This window comes from Bacillus sp. BP-3 (genome assembly GCF_028401955.1).
In the GTDB taxonomy this organism is placed as follows: domain Bacteria; phylum Bacillota; class Bacilli; order Bacillales; family Bacillaceae_G; genus Bacillus_A.
Genome location: NZ_JAQOTJ010000002.1, coordinates 192,551 through 207,487 on the forward strand (window position 1 = coordinate 192,551; position 14,937 = coordinate 207,487).

Sequence of the window (14,937 nt, forward strand, 5' to 3'; positions counted from 1 at the left end):
TTATCCAAAAATGACAAAGGAGAGGGAATTAATGAGTGTTAAAGTCGAAAGATATGCGCCTCAGTACACTGTGAATTCAAAAACAATCGCATTGCTTCCAGTTGTTTTAAACGATAAACGGATTGTAACACGTGTGATTGAGGAACACGATGAGTTTTTTGTGTACCAAAAACCACTTGAGATTATAGAACAAAGCTGTAGTGAATATGGAGCTAGCTTTGGCGGGCAAAACTTCTTGTAGTACATAAATAAAGTTTAATCAAATATATCATCAATTAAACTCCATTTCTACTATTTTTAATTCATAAGCATGCCATTTGTCACTTCTTTCAACAACTATCTTTTTAAGTATAATTTGTATGAATATTTTCTTTTCATCATCATTTAAGTTGTCCCAATTAAGTTTTATATCATTCAAAATTTCTTTTAATTCCTCATTCTTAAGCTTCTTATTCTCAGTTGGTTTTAACTTATATAATTCTTCTGTTAAAACTTTTTCTCTGTCACTTTCTTCTTGCATAAGCTCTGTAAATTCTTCATCCTTTAAGTGGTCATTTGCCCAAGCGTATTGCCATTTTTTACGTCGCTTTTCGATGACTTTTAGTTCATTTTTAATTTGTATAATCTCATCTTCCATATCGCTGTGTCCTGTTTCAACATCTGTATCTGTTGCATCTATGTAGAAGGAGAGGATATGTGGAATAATAATTTTTTCTAATTTGCGTTCAGACATACTGCCCATATTACAAACATTTAATTTACGACCTCTACAGAAGTATTGTTTATACTTAGTGACAGTATCATCTTTTTTCTTTGATGTTACATAGTTTCCAATTAATGATCTACCACAATGAGGACATTTTATAATGCCAGAAAAAATATAACTACCATATTGACTGCGAGGATGTGATTCTCGTCTTGATTCTCGTAATTTTTGAACATTATCAAATAATTCTTCTTCTATAATAGCTGGTACAGAATTCGGAACCTCAAAATAATGATCGGTTTCTTTTCGCCAACGTAAAGTTCCAATGTATAGGGGATTTTCTATAATATACATTACAGCTTTTTCATTCCAGTAGTCCCGACCTGGAGTGCCGAGGGTATTTAACTTTTTACTAATTCGCATTGCACTATGCCCTTTTAGGTAATCATTAAAAATAGAACGAACGACCTTTGCCTCTTCTTCTATAATAGACAATACTCCTTTTTTATGGTCTGCATCGTATCCGTATGGTTTTCTAGGTGAAGTATATTTGCCTTGTCTAACTTTTTCTTGTTGCCCTACTCTAACTCGTTCACCAATGTTTTCACGTTCCCATTGAGCTAATGCGGCAATAATGGTAATGAATAATCTTCCGATGGCTGTTGTTGTATCATAAACTTCTGTAGCACTTTTGAATTTACAATCATATTTTTCGAATACATCTAATAATGTATATAAATCTAGTACAGATCTTGTAAGGCGATCTAATCGATAAACTAAAACACAATCAATTAGTCCTTTTTTTATATGTTCTATCATGCGATTCAATTCTGGACGGTTAGTATTTTTAGCAGATATACCTTCATCTACATAGTAACCGATAACATCCCAGTCTTGTGCATCACAATATGCTTTAAGTTTTTTCTTTTGAGCTGAGATGGAATATCCTTCTACAGCTTGTTCTTCTGTTGAAACACGGGCATAAATTGCGCATCTCACTTTTTATTCCACCTTTCAATTCATTATCAAAATATTTCTTTTGTTGTTGAACGTATAAAATTCTAGAAGCTCAACAGGAATGTTATTTTTATATGCTATACATGCCTTTGTATCACCAGGAGTAATGCTATCTTTGTCTATTAATAAAAGTGCAGCAAAAATATTGGCTTCAATTTCTAATTTATCAACAGATAAAAATGTATTTTTTCGTAAGAACGGTGTATTCGCTTGAGGGTGCAGGACAGCATGTCCTAATTCATGTGCGCAAACTGTTCTTTGCATAGTTGAAGATAAATTACTATTAATAGCAATAAACTTATTTCTTTTTTCATACTTGTAGAATCCATTAATTTCTTCGTGTAGATCATGAAAAAAGATATTTATATTTAAACACTGAGCAAGTTCAAAAGGGTCTTTAGTATTATGTTTTTTACAAAGTTGATGGACTGTGTTGTTTATTACGTATTTCAATGTGATCACTCCTGAACTTACATTAATTATCTTTACGATGCTTTTTAGGAATGTATTTTTTATTAATAACTTTTGTTTGACGGACAATGTATTCCATTGCATCTAATAAAGAATCTACAGCTTCTTCACTCATTGGTTCGCCAGAAAACATAAGTCCTTGTGAGTCTTTTAGGTCTTGTTTTATCTCTTCCATTCTTTTTTCAATATCTTTTTCATCCTTATTAGTTAATTGAGATAATTGTTCTCTTCCTAGTAGATAATCAGTTGTTACATGGAAATAGTCAGCGACCTTTTGTAATTTCTCGGCAGATGGTGATGTTTTATCCCATCTACGTATAGTTCCATTACCGAATTCTAAGTCACGTTCTAGTGCTGAAATTGCAATTTTTCGTTGTGCGCATAGACTTTTAATCGTATTAACTAAAGTCATTCTAATCACCTTTCTGATTTAGCGCAGGTACATTTTAGCTAATATGCTATTATTTTGTTGACTTTTAGCAAATATGCTATTAATATATACCTGTAAGCTAATTTGTTAGCGGAAAAAAGACATGAAAATACCATATCATTAAAGTTATAACAATCGCTGGGGGGCGACTATATTGGGATTTCTGTGTCTTTTTTTCATACTTTTAATTTAGCATATTTGCTAATGGATAGTCAATAATTTAGCGCAAATTTTCGCAGGAGAAAGGGGTGGAATCAAAGTGCAATACTCGAGTTTTGGGATAAAAGTAAGAACATCGTTATTAGAACGTGATTTAACACTTACCTCTTTGGCTTCTGAGTTAGAAATTTCAGTTTCATATTTATCGGACATTTTAAAAGGATCTAGGAAAGGAAGAAAACAAAAAAAGCGAATTGCAGACATTTTAGGTATTGAAATATGTGAGGAAGATCTGAGATGACAAATCAATTAGTTGATATGAATGAACAACAAATCAAAATCGATGGTCCGAGCCCAGAGGCAATAAAACTTTTAAAAGCATTCTTAATGAGGACATCAGTTCCAAGAATAGCGGCTCAAAGAATTAAAGATAGATCAGATCGTAAATGTCATAGTAACTAAATGTAGGAGGTGCCAAATCATGAATGGAGTTTTATCAGCCAGTAAATTAATGAAAGCATCTCAAGTACGTAAAAAATGTGCTGAGATGCGTAATAATCCGACACAAATGTTTTTAGTTGAACTGGAAGCAAAGCGAAAGTTAAATGAAATGAACCGTAAGGTTTCTAATTGAGGGGAGGTGAGTTAAGTGGTTAAGGAAATACCGTTGCAAAATGACATGTTAGTTATTGTGGATGATGAGGACTATGAACGTTGTATGAAACACAATTGGTATGTACGACTTAATAAAGGAGCTACTAATTATATTGTGCAAAGCAATGATGTAGGTCTGTTAGGAAGATTCATACTTGGTTTGGATAAAAATAATGATAATAAAGTAACTTTTAAAAATCTAAATAGACTAGATTTCCGTAAAGAAAATTTAATTCTTTCAGATGCGATTGGTTCTTTAAGAAAATCTAAAGGGCATAGGGGTAGTTCATCAAAATATAAAGGCGTTTATTGGAACAAACAATCTAATTCATGGAGAACTAGGTTGAAGTGTAAAGGGAAAATACATGAACTGGGTCTCTATAAAAATGAAGATGATGCAGCTAGGGCATATAACGCTAAATCTGTTGAACTTTTTGGCGAGGGAGCATTTCAAAATGTTATTGGTAGAGATAACAATGCAAAAGAAATGGATTTTAAATACACACCCCAAATCAGGAGGAAAGGTAAGAAATATAAGGGTGTAACTAAAAAAGGTAATAAACACCAATCTTCTATAAGTACAAAAGGTAAAAAAATTTATTTGGGATTATTTGAAACTGAAGAAGAAGCTGCAATAGCATATGACAAAAAAGCATATGAGATATACGGGGATAAAGCAATATTAAATTTTCCTGAAGGGAGGTGAGTTGATTGGAAAAGGTAGCGGATCATCCAATTGACGATTTTTATGGAGATGAAATTTTAAGTAATGAAACATACTTTGTGTTTGGTCAAGATGTTGTACTTGAACAGAATTTAAAAACGTATTTGATGGAACGCCATCAAGTTGAATGCTTTCAAGCACAATAAAAAACCACCTGCGCCAACAGGTGATCTAAATAAAAATACTTTCGCAGTCATTATAGCATGAATTTAATTCATGTAAAGGAGTGTTCTATCAATGAGCATTAAAGAAGTTAGTAAAGCTGTACAAGCTATAAGACTAGCAAGAAATGAACATGGGATTCTAAGTGTTCGTGGAAATGAAGTGCATCTAAGTAATGAAGTACTGGAATCATTGCTAGATGATTCTAAGATTAAACCATTAATATTTCAACGTGAATCAAAGGATTTTCCTTATGAAGTTTCGTTTATAAGCGACAATGTGATCTATTACTCTCTTTACACTTCAGAAAGAATGGAAGAGAAAATTGGAGGGGTACCAAATGGTAGAAAATCCAATGATTGTTGGAAATCCTCATGATTCAGTTGTAAATGATGTTATGAGTTACTGTGAAAGTTGCAGTAAAGAAATCTATTTCGGTGAAGAATATCGGGATATCGATGGTGATTACATACACGATGTAACAGAATGCATCAAACAATATATAGAGTCTCATTCCATAAAGAAGATAGCGGGTGAGTGAAATGAACTTGCAAGAGTGGATGCTGCAAGGAAAAATTGAATCTAAAATTTAAATCACAATGAATTTAATAGAACGATATAAAAATAGTGATGATCCAGATGCTTCATCGATGATTATCGCTTATGAACATGGATTACAGGATCTTATGGAAATATATGAATGGATCCAAAGAAAAGAGGTGATTCCATTTTGAACGCTGGGATTGAAGAATTAGAAAAGTCATTAGCTGTAGAGCAAAGAAAGTTAAATGAATACCAACGGGAGTTGGAAAGGTTAATAGAAAAGAAGCCTATTATTGAAAAAAATATCCGAGAAACTGAAGGCAAGGTTCTTGAAATGGAAGCTTCAATTTTAATTTTAAAAAATTTCGGTGAGGTGTAAAAGATGGAACAGCAATTCGATTTTAGCACAAAAAATGCAACCGATATTGTAAAACAAGGTAAAACATACTTACTATATGCGAACCCTGGAATGGGGAAGACACACACATTACGTCATCTGCCGGGCAAAACATTAGTACTAGATATTGACCGTACATCACAGGTGCTTAAAGGAGAAAAAAACATAGACGTTATTTATGTCGATAACCAAAACACTTGGGAATATTGGGAAGCATTATTAACCCACCTCAAGGGTATTAAAGGGAAATACAACAATATCGCAATCGATAATGTGTCGGAATTAGAACGCTGCCTGTTATCACATTTAGGATTTATTGGACGCAATCAAGGTGTACCATCACAAGGTGATTACCAAAAAATGCAGTTCCGTATAGTCAATTCATTTAGATGGATGAAAAATTTAGCGGACATAATTGTATTTAATGCTTGGGAAACAACAGATTTATATACTACAGCAGAAGGACAACAATACAATCGTTCTTATCCTCAGATCAACACAAAGATTATAAATAATGTGCTAGGTCTATGTGATATTGTTGGCCGATTAATGATTAATGCCGAAGGCGAAAGAGGATTTGTTTTAGAAGGCACAAACAGTATTTATGCAAAAAATCAGTTAGACGATAGAAAGGGTTGCAAACAGGAAGAAATTTTCCTATTATCATCCACAAATTAAAACCTAAGGGAGAGAAAAATAATGTCATTCTTTAAATTTGATGAATCAAACGCAAGCACAGGATTTGAATTAGTTGCAGAAGGTAAATATGAAGCTGTAATTGTAAATGCAGTTTCTGGATTAACTGGTGAGAAAAAACCAAAATTAACAGTAGATTTTGAGATTAGAAGTGATGTACCTCAAAATCATCAAGGGGCAAAAGTACTTTATAACATGTTTACATTCGAACATGAAGTTTCAGTAAGAATCGTCAACTCATTATTAAAAGCATGTGGGTTTAGTAATAACCATGTTTTCACTTCAGCTGACGATATGGCTAAGCAACTTATCAATAAAAATTTAAAAATCACTGTAAAGCATGAAGAGTACGACAAAGTTGTTGATGGTGTAAAACAAAAACGTACTGCTGCTAAAGCTAAATATTATAATGTATCGGATGTAAATCCAGTAGCACATATGGGGTCACCAATTACAATCGGAGATGATGATTTACCATTTTGATGATCCATTACTGTTTATAAATGAATGGGCAATAGTGAATGGATACGAATAAATAAAACTAAATAGAGAGGTTGGTTTTTGCCGACTTCTCTTTTTTATACTCAAAATCAGTGGAATAGGGTGAAAAACAATGGCTACAAGTCCCAAAACAGGTATGTACGGTATTTGGAGTAGTGTTAGTAGACGGTTTATATTTGGCATTCAAGAGCCTACAAAATCGAAAGCTATTCGAAAAGTGAAGAAAGAGATTGGTCATAGTTGGGCTAAATATCGTTTTAGTACAAAAAAGATTCAAGAGTGTCATGCTCATATGTTCCGTCAAGGACTGATTTATAAGGACGGAGATAACTAGGAGGGCAGCATGAAAGAAAATCCATACAATTTTAATGAAATTCCTGCTGAATTAAAAGCTCTTCCGCAGTGGATTTTATGGAAGTTTGAAACACGAAATAATAAGCCAACAAAAGTACCGTATCAAGTAACCGGTGAAATGGCACAGGCAAATAATAGACGTACTTGGTCAACGTTTGCAACAGCGGTCAAATTCTATTTAGAGGGTGACTATGACGGCATAGGGTTTGTGTTTAGTAGGCAGGACAATTACATCGGAATAGATATTGATAAGTGTGTTGAGGATGGAAAAACAAATGCCTTCTCAACAGAAATTATCGATACGTTAGATAGCTATACAGAATTTTCACCATCAGGGAAAGGTATTCACATCATCATCAAAGGGAATCTTCCACAATCTGTTTTAGGTACTGGACGGAAAAATACTAAACATGGCTTGGAAATATACTCATATGGCCGTTTTTTTACCTTCACTGGAAACCGTGAAAATTCTAATGATGTATATGAACGAACAGATGAACTAGCTGAGGTATTCGAAAAATATTTTGATGATAGCGACATTCAAGGGCGAGTAAATTTAGCAGAATTTGAAAAAGACGAAATCAAAATTTCAAATGAAGCTTTATGGGAAAGAATGTTTCGCAGTAAGAATGGTGATGAAATCCGATCATTATACAATGGCAGCTTAATTAATGACGACCATTCAGCAAGTGACCTGGCTTTATGTAACCACCTTGCATTTTGGACAGGCAATTCAGCAACTCGAATGGATTCGATGTTCCGCGAAACTTGTTTAATGCGTGATAAATGGGATGTTATTCATTTCAGAGATACAAATGAAACATACGGTGAAAGAACAATAGCAACGGCCATTTCATCTACTTCCACAACTATTTTAGATAACAAACAGCAATTCGAAGAATTTTCTTTTGATTTTCTTAATGAAGATGCAGCGGATGTTGTGGAGGACAAGCCTAAAAAGAAATTCCGTTTAACAGAACTCGGTAATGCTGAACGTATTGCATATGAATATGGCCATGTAATCAAATATGTTAGCGACATGGGCTGGTTAATATGGGACGGCAAACGGTGGAAATTGGACACAAAGAAAGAAATTGAACGAATTACAGCAAAGGTACTTCGCAGTCTTTATAAGTCAGAAGATGAATCTGAAATGAAGTGGGCGCGGATGTGTGAGCGGAGAAACATTCGAATGAATAGTATCAAGGACCTTATGCCATTGGTTCCAGGGGAGCGAGAAGACTTCGATAAGCATAAATACTTGTTCAATGTTGAAAATGGCATTGTTGATTTGAAAACTGGTAAGCTACGGCCGCATGATCGAGAACTCGGTTTGACTAAGATCACCAATATTGCATTTGATGAGAATGCGAAATGCCCAGAATGGATTAACTTCCTAGATCAAATTTTTCAAGGTGATCAAGAACTAGTTGAATACATGCAACGATTGATTGGTTATTCCTTAACTGGGGAAATTACAGAGCAAATAATGGTCTTCCTGATTGGTGGAGGTTCCAACGGAAAATCGACCTTTATTAATACAATTAAGGACCTCATGGGGGAATACGGAAAACAAGCGAAATCAGATACTTTCATCAAAAAGAAAGAGACTGGGGCCAATAATGATATTGCTAGATTGGTAGGCGCACGCTTTGTATCTGCAATCGAGAGTGAAGAGGGTGAGCAACTATCAGAAGCCTTTGTAAAACAAATAACAGGTGGTGAACCAGTGCTGGCCCGATTTCTTCGACAAGAGTATTTTGAATTCATACCAGAGTTCAAAGTGTTCTTTACTACAAATCATAAACCTGTAATTAAAGGCGTTGATGAAGGGATTTGGAGACGTATTCGCTTGATTCCATTCAATTTGCAGTTACCAAAAGAAAAACGGGATAAGAAATTACCTGAAAAATTAAGTCTAGAAATGCCAGGTATTCTAAATTGGGCGATTGAGGGTTGCGTGAAGTGGCAGCAGTCGGGATTGAATGACCCGGAAATCGTAATGAAAGCAACAGGTGATTACAAAGAAGAAATGGATATACTTGGACCGTTTATGTTTGAATGTTGCTTCAAAAGGGAAGATGTCCAAATTGAAGCAAAAGAATTATATGAAGTTTACGCCAATTGGTGCTTTAGAAATGGCGAGCATCAGTTAAAAAACAGAGCGTTTTATAGAATTTTAGAATCCCAAGGATTCAAAAGAGAACGTGGTAGCAAAAATAAGTATTACGTCAAAGGTGTTACTTTAACAGATCGAAAAAATACTTTTAAGCAGCAAAAGTTACTGAATTTCGATGAAAATAGCGAAAGTGTTACTAAAAATAACCCATTTAAAATTACTTGAAACCCTTGATACATAAGGGCTCAAGGCACTTTTTATATTCTTTTTGTTACTTTTGTTACTAAAAATATATATAAACAAAAAATAAATATATATATAAGTATTATATTAGGGGGCTTAATGCTCAAAATAGGTAACAAAAGTAACACAAGTGACTTAATCCCTTATGGCTCTAAGGTTGAAGTGGGTTACTAAAAAGTAACACATGCTAATTTTCGGTGTTTTTTAGTAACACTTATAAGTAACTTTTGATAACAGAGGTGATAGATTTGCAAGTTTTATTAATTCTAAGTGCGATTTGGAAATCAGGTGCAAATATCTATCTTGATAAAAGTGATAATCGAATCGCGATAAAAAAACAGAATTTAATTCCAGTGGAAATTATGCAAGCTGCTGAGAAGCATTTTAGCGAAATTGATAAATGGTTTAAATCTTGGGAAGATGCAAGCTCGGAGAAGATCACGGTCATGAAGGTGTTTCATCAGTTTTGCGGATGGAAGCATAATCAAAAATTATATGAGTGGCTACTTGCTGATGCGGATTCATTACAAATGTTCTATGACTGGACGATTGTACTTGCTGAAAATGGCTGGAAAGACATTTATGACGATTATCGGCAATTTGAAAATGATGAATCAAATGCAATGGCAAGAAAGATATATGAACGGGCGGTTACATATGCGAAGAAAGGAGCATGAGAATGATCCGTTTTCATTACACAGATACAGAAATAAATAAAATCCTTAAAACACTAACTATCGTGGTTGATACTCGTGAAAATGTAAATGGCCACATTCTTGATTATTTACGTCAAAAGGATGTACCAGTAAAGATTCAAAAATTAGATACAGGTGATTATGGCTGCATGATTCCTAAGAATGAAGAACTTGGGATAGCACGTGATATGTATCTAGATTGCCGAGTAGAACGAAAAGCTCACATGGATGAAATCACAGGGAATCTACAAAAGGATACTCAAACAGCATTTGAAAATGAATTAATTCGCTCGAAGGACATTCCATTCACTCTAATTGTGGAAGACCCTAAAGGATATGAAAAAATGTTAAAGGGTCAGTATCGTTCGAAATATAATCCGTTAGCATTGCTCGGAAGACTCAATACATTTAAAGCGAAATACAACTTTGAAATTGTGTATTTAGACAAAAAATACAGTGGTAATTGGATCTATTACCATTTCTATTATCAAGCGAAACATTACCTTAAAACAGGTATGTTCTAAGGTAGGTGGGTAAGTATGATTGAGCAAAATTTAACAGTAGAACAACAAAAAGATTTTTATAAATTCAAGTTGATAGAAATGGGATATTTTAAAACACCAGAAGGGTTGCAACTATATGAGCTTTCTTTGAGTGAATTAGAAACTATTTATAAAGCACAAAAGGAGAAATGAACCATGTCAAAAATCGAATTGAACGTGTTATTTAAGAAAATGCAAAAGGACGATAAAAAAGAAGTTTTAATGTTTCATGTATTAAGTGACGAATTACCACATGCTGATGATCTATTAAAAATGCCAGGTACTATTGTTCAGTTAACTGTGGAAGAAAGTGAAGTTGAACCAATTGGTGCGGAATTCGTTAACATTCAACGTGATAGCAAGAAAACAGCAATTAAATTAAATGTAAAACGTGATGCTAAAGGTGTAGTGAATCAATTGTATCCTTTTGCTGGCGGAAATGTTGATATCATTCTCGAACCTTCGCAAATGTCTATTGATGAATTCTATGAAGAATCGCATGAAGGTATGGAATACAGTGTTAACCAAGACGGAACGGCTGATGTTCCTGCTGGTCAATTAAGTATTGAAGATGAAGAAACAGTAACTCATTAATTATGCTGCCCTGGGCTTTGGCTCAGGGTACTAAATATAAATTGAAAAGGAGCGAACCTGTAATGACTAAAAAAGTAATTGATTTAACCGAATTATTTAAAATGCAAAAGGTACTTGATGATGATATTAAAGCGAAGCATAAAGAGAACTACAGTTGTTACGATATGTTGTTTAACAAAGTATATGCATTAAAGAATGAAGTAAATGAAGCATGGAATGTAACAAATGCCTTTAAGATGTGGTCAACAAAGTTTGAACAACCAAAGGATTCATTGTTAGAGGAAATGGTTGATATTCTCCATTTTTGGTTATCGGTAGCGATGGATTTTAAAATTGAGCACTCATTACAAATGGTTAAAATTACAGAAAGTAAAATTCATGGTTTCAATAAAGCGTTCTTCCATATGGATAAGAACGTGAATTATTTAGTGGGTAAAGTGGTGTATAAAGATAGCAAAGGCGCGAAAAATCCATTGCTAGGAATCATGGATCTATTCTATAAAACTATTGAATACGCTGGATTCACCTGGGATGACGTTGTTGAAATGTATAAAGAGAAGAATGAAGAAAACTTCAATCGATTAGCGGTCGGATATTAATACACTTTAAACAAAAATGCTATTTGATTAATCCAGGGAAAATAAAACTTATTATGTCTAACAATAATAAAATAATACCGATAGTAAAAAATATATATTTAAGTATTTTAAGTGTTGTTTTCATTTGTTTTGCTCCTAAATTTTTTATTTGATTATTTTAGGTAGTTAGGAAGCTTTTTATACAAATGAATAAAAAAGACCCCATATATTAATGGGGCAAGAATTTGCAATGGTGATATGGATAAGATCACCCCATCTAACTTAACATGAAATATCGAACAATAATATTGGTAAATGTATGTAAATAGAAAAAGAGCACCATTTTACAAGTGCTTTTTGGAGAAGGATGCTATGGATAAACAAGAAGGTGTAAAGAGTTATCCAGTTGACCAAGGTTTAATATAATATATGCTTTTTTCTAAAATGTGTAAGTGAATTTCAAAATAAAGAGCAGCTAGCAAAAGCTAACTGTTCCAGATGAAATATTATGCGGAGGGATGAGGAATGAAAGAAAGTATTGGTAATTTAAATGATATTAAAGCATGGATGGTTTTTCTTGTAGTAACAATGGAAGATCAGTATGAAATAGAAGTTGAAGTTTCATGTGGTGAGGATATTGAGAATTATATGAAATTATATTTAGAACAAAACTGGAAAGAGTTGTTTGAATATAGCAATTTCAATTCGAGAGATGTTTGTGACGCTTCTTTCCAAGGTATTCAAATGTTAGCGGAAGATAAAGTGAATAATCATTCTTGCTACATTGAGGCAATCAATGGTGGAAGAAGACGAGCAAATATCAAAATTGATAGAGAGATTTTAAAAGATAACAATAAGGACAAGCTTAATAGAATTAAAGAAATTATTAATTCTTAACAAAATAATCCTTTTGCATAAAAAACGGATCTATATAATAAGGAAATTTAAAGTTTAAATCTTTTTCGAATGCATTAGGTCTTGTGAGCGGTAAAACGTCTAAAAACGTGTAATAACAGTGTAAAAAATGATTCATACGTTTTGAGGTGAAAATGAAGGGGGAAAAACGATGAAAAAGAGGAAAAAACGAAAAATTAGGAAGGCGATTATCAAACGTAATAAAGCGTGGGAAAAAGAACGTGTTGCAAAGGCATTTAGAAATTATTTTGTTAAGAAAGGTGTTTTAAAATGAAACTGGTAGAACAATTGAAATCAAAACAAGAAAATACCATCGACAGTAAAGTTTTGGAATTTGCTGATGAAATTAAAGAATTAATAACTAGTAGTGCAGAAAAAGGATATTCAGCTTATAGATATGTTATAAATAACGAAACTAAAGATAGACATATGTTATATTCTGATATGTTTATCGAGAAGTTAAAAATATTAATGGATGGTGTACATGTAGAACTAAAGAAAGATGAAAAAAAGAACATTTTAGGTGGTATTTATTACGAAAACTACATTTATTTTAACTGGAATTATTAAATAAGTGAGGTGGCATACACAATGCTAGATTGGCTAAAGGATTATCGAGAATTAGAAGATAAACTCATTTACCTAGAAAATAAATTGGAGCGAAGTAAGAAAGAGTTAAAGCGTTGGGTATGGGGAGATTTGTCTAAATATAAATTAACAGCTGATTCAGACGGTGCAAAAGTAGAAGATCGCATTGAAGTAATCGAATACGAATTAGCACATAAAATGAATGATATGTATGATTTAAAAGAAATGATTAGTAAATTTAAAGGATTAGATAATAAAATCATTCAAATGAAATATATTGAGGGAATGACATTAGAACAAATAGCATTAGATTTGGATTATAGTCCATATTATATAAAACGTAAGCACGCTGAAATTAGAAAGATAATAAACTTTGTTGATGCATTATAAGTTTACCTTTTGGTAGGTAACCTTTAAGTAAGGTACTTTCTAGGAGACGAAACTATTGAAAAAATGAATTATAGTAATAACATAAGAGATTGACGAAAGGGTAACTGAATGTATCGGTTGCTCTTTTGGTTTGTGTACGGACATTAAAATATCACATACCGTAATTGGAAGAGAAAAATAGATTAAGTAAGTAAGCATCCAATTGGTTGCCTTTTTTATTTGTAGAATTTAGTAGGATTTAGTAGTATTTTGTCGAATAGAATGATTAAGAGTATGAAAAATATAGGAAATGAGGAATGATATCATGACATGGTTAAGTTTCTTTATCGGATATATTGTAGGTACAATTATTTGTTTAATCTTTATGATTCAATTTCTTAAAGCAAAAGAAGTAGATAAACAGGATACAAGATTTTAGTATTTCTTATTGAATAAATTAAAGTATCCATTCGGGTGCTTTTTCACATTTTGCAAAGGACGAGCATATACTGAGGTATAGGATAAGCTAGCTACTATCCTATTCAACAATACCCATACACTCTTCTACATTAAGAGCATCTAATACAGGTGCTCTTCTTTTCTTTTGCATAAAAAAAGAACCTAAGGAGGTTAGGTTCTGAAAAAAGGTAAGAAAATGGTTAATAACTTGAATAGCTCAATAAATATTCGTATTTAGATAATGCAATATAGTTGAGATATATTCAAGAGTTTATTGTGAGGGGAATGAACATAAATGATTGTAGAAATTAGAAAAACCATATCTGGTACCGAGTATTGGTGTACTGAAGAACAACGAAGTCTATTTGTACAAGCTGGTGAAGAACCAGGATTTGAAGTAACTGAAAATCCATCGAGCATGATTATGGGTGTGGACTTAGCAAATGGATCAGATATGACAGTTGTTAGTGAAGTACAAGTATTGAGTAATAAGACTGTGAAAGAGTTACGTGAGTATGCTGATGAGTTAGGTATTGAGATTCCAGCTGATGTTACAAAGAAAGATGACATCATTGCTGTACTATCATGAAGTACTGTGACTTTAATGGCTGCCATAACAAGATAAGCAAGGGTAGATATTGCGAGGAACATAAGCGTAACAAGCCACGAAAGAAGAAGGACAAGAAGAACATATACCATCATGAGAACAAACCATTCTATCGTACAGATGAATGGAAGTTTGTTCGCTCTCAAGTATATGAAAGAGAGAAGGGATACTGTCAACGATGTGGAAGGTTCGTCTTTGGTCGAAGTGCTCATGTACATCACATCATACCAATTAAACAAGATGAAACACTTAAATTAGAAATAAACAACTTAATGCTACTTTGTCCAAAATGTCATATCAAAGAAGAAAATGAAGATAAGCCGAAAAAGGTTTTTCCGAGTTATTTTGGATAAGCCCCCCTATCAAATTTAAATTTTTTTGCTCTGGGGAGGATAGGTAGCGTAGGGGTCATTT

The 14,937-nt window shown here is 33.2% G+C and carries 27 protein-coding genes and 1 pseudogene; 25 read left to right on the plus strand and 3 right to left on the minus strand.

Going from position 1 to position 14,937, the window contains the following annotated elements:
• Positions 1–31: 31 nt before the first annotated feature.
• Complete coding sequence (locus tag PLX19_RS03790) at positions 32–241, plus strand: competence protein ComK (RefSeq protein WP_442869020.1); 210 nt, start codon at positions 32–34, stop codon at positions 239–241.
• Between the two features lie 30 nt (positions 242–271).
• Here the strand turns inward: PLX19_RS03790 and PLX19_RS03795 are convergent, their stop codons facing one another.
• The 3 genes from PLX19_RS03795 to PLX19_RS03805 are packed head-to-tail and all read right to left on the minus strand — an operon-like array spanning position 272 to position 2,606.
• Complete coding sequence (locus PLX19_RS03795) at positions 272–1,705, minus strand: recombinase family protein (protein ID WP_272187180.1); 1,434 nt, start codon at positions 1,703–1,705, stop codon at positions 272–274.
• Positions 1,706–1,720: 15 nt separating this feature from the next.
• The gene (locus tag PLX19_RS03800) at positions 1,721–2,176 is read right to left on the minus strand and encodes an ImmA/IrrE family metallo-endopeptidase (RefSeq protein WP_272187181.1); all 456 of its coding nucleotides are present in this window, start codon (positions 2,174–2,176) and stop codon (positions 1,721–1,723) included.
• Between the two features lie 22 nt (positions 2,177–2,198).
• The gene (locus PLX19_RS03805; protein ID WP_272187182.1) at positions 2,199–2,606 is read right to left on the minus strand and encodes a helix-turn-helix domain-containing protein; all 408 of its coding nucleotides are present in this window, start codon (positions 2,604–2,606) and stop codon (positions 2,199–2,201) included.
• A gap of 277 nt (positions 2,607–2,883) precedes the next feature.
• On the opposite strand from PLX19_RS03805, the gene PLX19_RS03810 reads away from it, so the two are divergent.
• The 24 genes and pseudogenes from PLX19_RS03810 to PLX19_RS03925 all read left to right on the plus strand — a co-directional run bounded on the left by PLX19_RS03810 (position 2,884) and on the right by PLX19_RS03925 (position 14,876).
• Positions 2,884–3,084 (plus strand): helix-turn-helix domain-containing protein, encoded by a 201-nt coding sequence (locus tag PLX19_RS03810; RefSeq protein WP_272187183.1) that lies wholly within the window; start codon positions 2,884–2,886, stop codon positions 3,082–3,084.
• Entirely contained in the window at positions 3,081–3,245 is a 165-nt protein-coding gene (locus PLX19_RS03815) for a hypothetical protein (protein ID WP_272187184.1), read from the plus strand. Before PLX19_RS03810 ends, PLX19_RS03815 begins: the two co-directional genes overlap by 4 nt.
• Before the next feature lie 19 nt (positions 3,246–3,264).
• Positions 3,265–3,417, plus strand: coding sequence for a hypothetical protein (locus PLX19_RS03820; RefSeq protein ID WP_272187185.1), 153 nt, complete (start codon positions 3,265–3,267; stop codon positions 3,415–3,417).
• A 15-nt stretch (positions 3,418–3,432) separates the two neighbouring features.
• The gene (locus tag PLX19_RS03825; RefSeq protein WP_272187186.1) at positions 3,433–4,143 is read left to right on the plus strand and encodes an AP2/ERF family transcription factor; all 711 of its coding nucleotides are present in this window, start codon (positions 3,433–3,435) and stop codon (positions 4,141–4,143) included.
• A gap of 11 nt (positions 4,144–4,154) precedes the next feature.
• Positions 4,155–4,307: pseudogene (locus PLX19_RS03830) on the plus strand (YqaI family protein); the annotation flags it as partial.
• 91 nt (positions 4,308–4,398) lie between these two features.
• Positions 4,399–4,701: a hypothetical protein gene (locus PLX19_RS03835; RefSeq protein ID WP_272187187.1), complete on the plus strand. Its 303-nt coding sequence runs from the start codon at positions 4,399–4,401 to the stop codon at positions 4,699–4,701.
• Positions 4,664–4,864 (plus strand): hypothetical protein, encoded by a 201-nt coding sequence (locus PLX19_RS03840; protein ID WP_272187188.1) that lies wholly within the window; start codon positions 4,664–4,666, stop codon positions 4,862–4,864. The genes PLX19_RS03835 and PLX19_RS03840 overlap by 38 nt, the downstream gene beginning before the upstream one ends.
• Positions 4,865–4,922: 58 nt before the next feature.
• Complete coding sequence (locus tag PLX19_RS03845; RefSeq protein ID WP_272187189.1) at positions 4,923–5,057, plus strand: hypothetical protein; 135 nt, start codon at positions 4,923–4,925, stop codon at positions 5,055–5,057.
• The gene (locus tag PLX19_RS03850) at positions 5,054–5,245 is read left to right on the plus strand and encodes a hypothetical protein (RefSeq protein ID WP_272187190.1); all 192 of its coding nucleotides are present in this window, start codon (positions 5,054–5,056) and stop codon (positions 5,243–5,245) included. Before PLX19_RS03845 ends, PLX19_RS03850 begins: the two co-directional genes overlap by 4 nt.
• Positions 5,246–5,248: 3 nt before the next feature.
• Positions 5,249–5,941: an AAA family ATPase gene (locus PLX19_RS03855; RefSeq protein ID WP_272187191.1), complete on the plus strand. Its 693-nt coding sequence runs from the start codon at positions 5,249–5,251 to the stop codon at positions 5,939–5,941.
• Positions 5,942–5,962: 21 nt separating this feature from the next.
• The gene (locus tag PLX19_RS03860) at positions 5,963–6,442 is read left to right on the plus strand and encodes a DUF669 domain-containing protein (protein ID WP_272187192.1); all 480 of its coding nucleotides are present in this window, start codon (positions 5,963–5,965) and stop codon (positions 6,440–6,442) included.
• A 130-nt stretch (positions 6,443–6,572) separates the two neighbouring features.
• Positions 6,573–6,794, plus strand: coding sequence for a hypothetical protein (locus PLX19_RS03865; protein WP_272187193.1), 222 nt, complete (start codon positions 6,573–6,575; stop codon positions 6,792–6,794).
• 9 nt (positions 6,795–6,803) lie between these two features.
• The gene (locus tag PLX19_RS03870; RefSeq protein WP_272187194.1) at positions 6,804–9,158 is read left to right on the plus strand and encodes a phage/plasmid primase, P4 family; all 2,355 of its coding nucleotides are present in this window, start codon (positions 6,804–6,806) and stop codon (positions 9,156–9,158) included.
• A gap of 266 nt (positions 9,159–9,424) precedes the next feature.
• The gene (locus tag PLX19_RS03875) at positions 9,425–9,853 is read left to right on the plus strand and encodes a hypothetical protein (protein WP_272187463.1); all 429 of its coding nucleotides are present in this window, start codon (positions 9,425–9,427) and stop codon (positions 9,851–9,853) included.
• Between the two features lie 2 nt (positions 9,854–9,855).
• Positions 9,856–10,395 (plus strand): ERCC4 domain-containing protein, encoded by a 540-nt coding sequence (locus PLX19_RS03880; protein ID WP_272187195.1) that lies wholly within the window; start codon positions 9,856–9,858, stop codon positions 10,393–10,395.
• A 15-nt stretch (positions 10,396–10,410) separates the two neighbouring features.
• Positions 10,411–10,566: a Fur-regulated basic protein FbpA gene (locus PLX19_RS03885; RefSeq protein ID WP_272187196.1), complete on the plus strand. Its 156-nt coding sequence runs from the start codon at positions 10,411–10,413 to the stop codon at positions 10,564–10,566.
• Between the two features lie 3 nt (positions 10,567–10,569).
• Positions 10,570–11,007, plus strand: coding sequence for a hypothetical protein (locus tag PLX19_RS03890; RefSeq protein WP_272187197.1), 438 nt, complete (start codon positions 10,570–10,572; stop codon positions 11,005–11,007).
• Between the two features lie 62 nt (positions 11,008–11,069).
• A complete protein-coding gene (locus PLX19_RS03895; protein WP_272187198.1) occupies positions 11,070–11,606 on the plus strand; it encodes a dUTP diphosphatase in 537 nt (178 codons plus the stop codon).
• Between the two features lie 504 nt (positions 11,607–12,110).
• Positions 12,111–12,482 carry a hypothetical protein gene (locus tag PLX19_RS03900; protein WP_272187199.1) on the plus strand — a complete coding sequence of 124 codons (372 nt, stop codon included), beginning with the start codon at positions 12,111–12,113 and terminating at the stop codon, positions 12,480–12,482.
• Between the two features lie 169 nt (positions 12,483–12,651).
• Positions 12,652–12,774, plus strand: a complete 123-nt coding sequence (locus PLX19_RS03905; RefSeq protein WP_272187200.1) for a DUF3983 domain-containing protein — start codon at positions 12,652–12,654, stop codon at positions 12,772–12,774.
• Positions 12,771–13,070 (plus strand): hypothetical protein, encoded by a 300-nt coding sequence (locus PLX19_RS03910; protein ID WP_272187201.1) that lies wholly within the window; start codon positions 12,771–12,773, stop codon positions 13,068–13,070. Before PLX19_RS03905 ends, PLX19_RS03910 begins: the two co-directional genes overlap by 4 nt.
• 21 nt (positions 13,071–13,091) lie before the next feature.
• Positions 13,092–13,478 (plus strand): ECF-type sigma factor, encoded by a 387-nt coding sequence (locus tag PLX19_RS03915; protein ID WP_272187202.1) that lies wholly within the window; start codon positions 13,092–13,094, stop codon positions 13,476–13,478.
• 733 nt (positions 13,479–14,211) lie between these two features.
• Entirely contained in the window at positions 14,212–14,505 is a 294-nt protein-coding gene (locus PLX19_RS03920; RefSeq protein ID WP_272187203.1) for a Rho termination factor N-terminal domain-containing protein, read from the plus strand.
• Complete coding sequence (locus PLX19_RS03925; RefSeq protein WP_272187204.1) at positions 14,502–14,876, plus strand: HNH endonuclease; 375 nt, start codon at positions 14,502–14,504, stop codon at positions 14,874–14,876. The genes PLX19_RS03920 and PLX19_RS03925 overlap by 4 nt, the downstream gene beginning before the upstream one ends.
• The last annotated feature ends 61 nt before the right edge of the window (positions 14,877–14,937 follow it).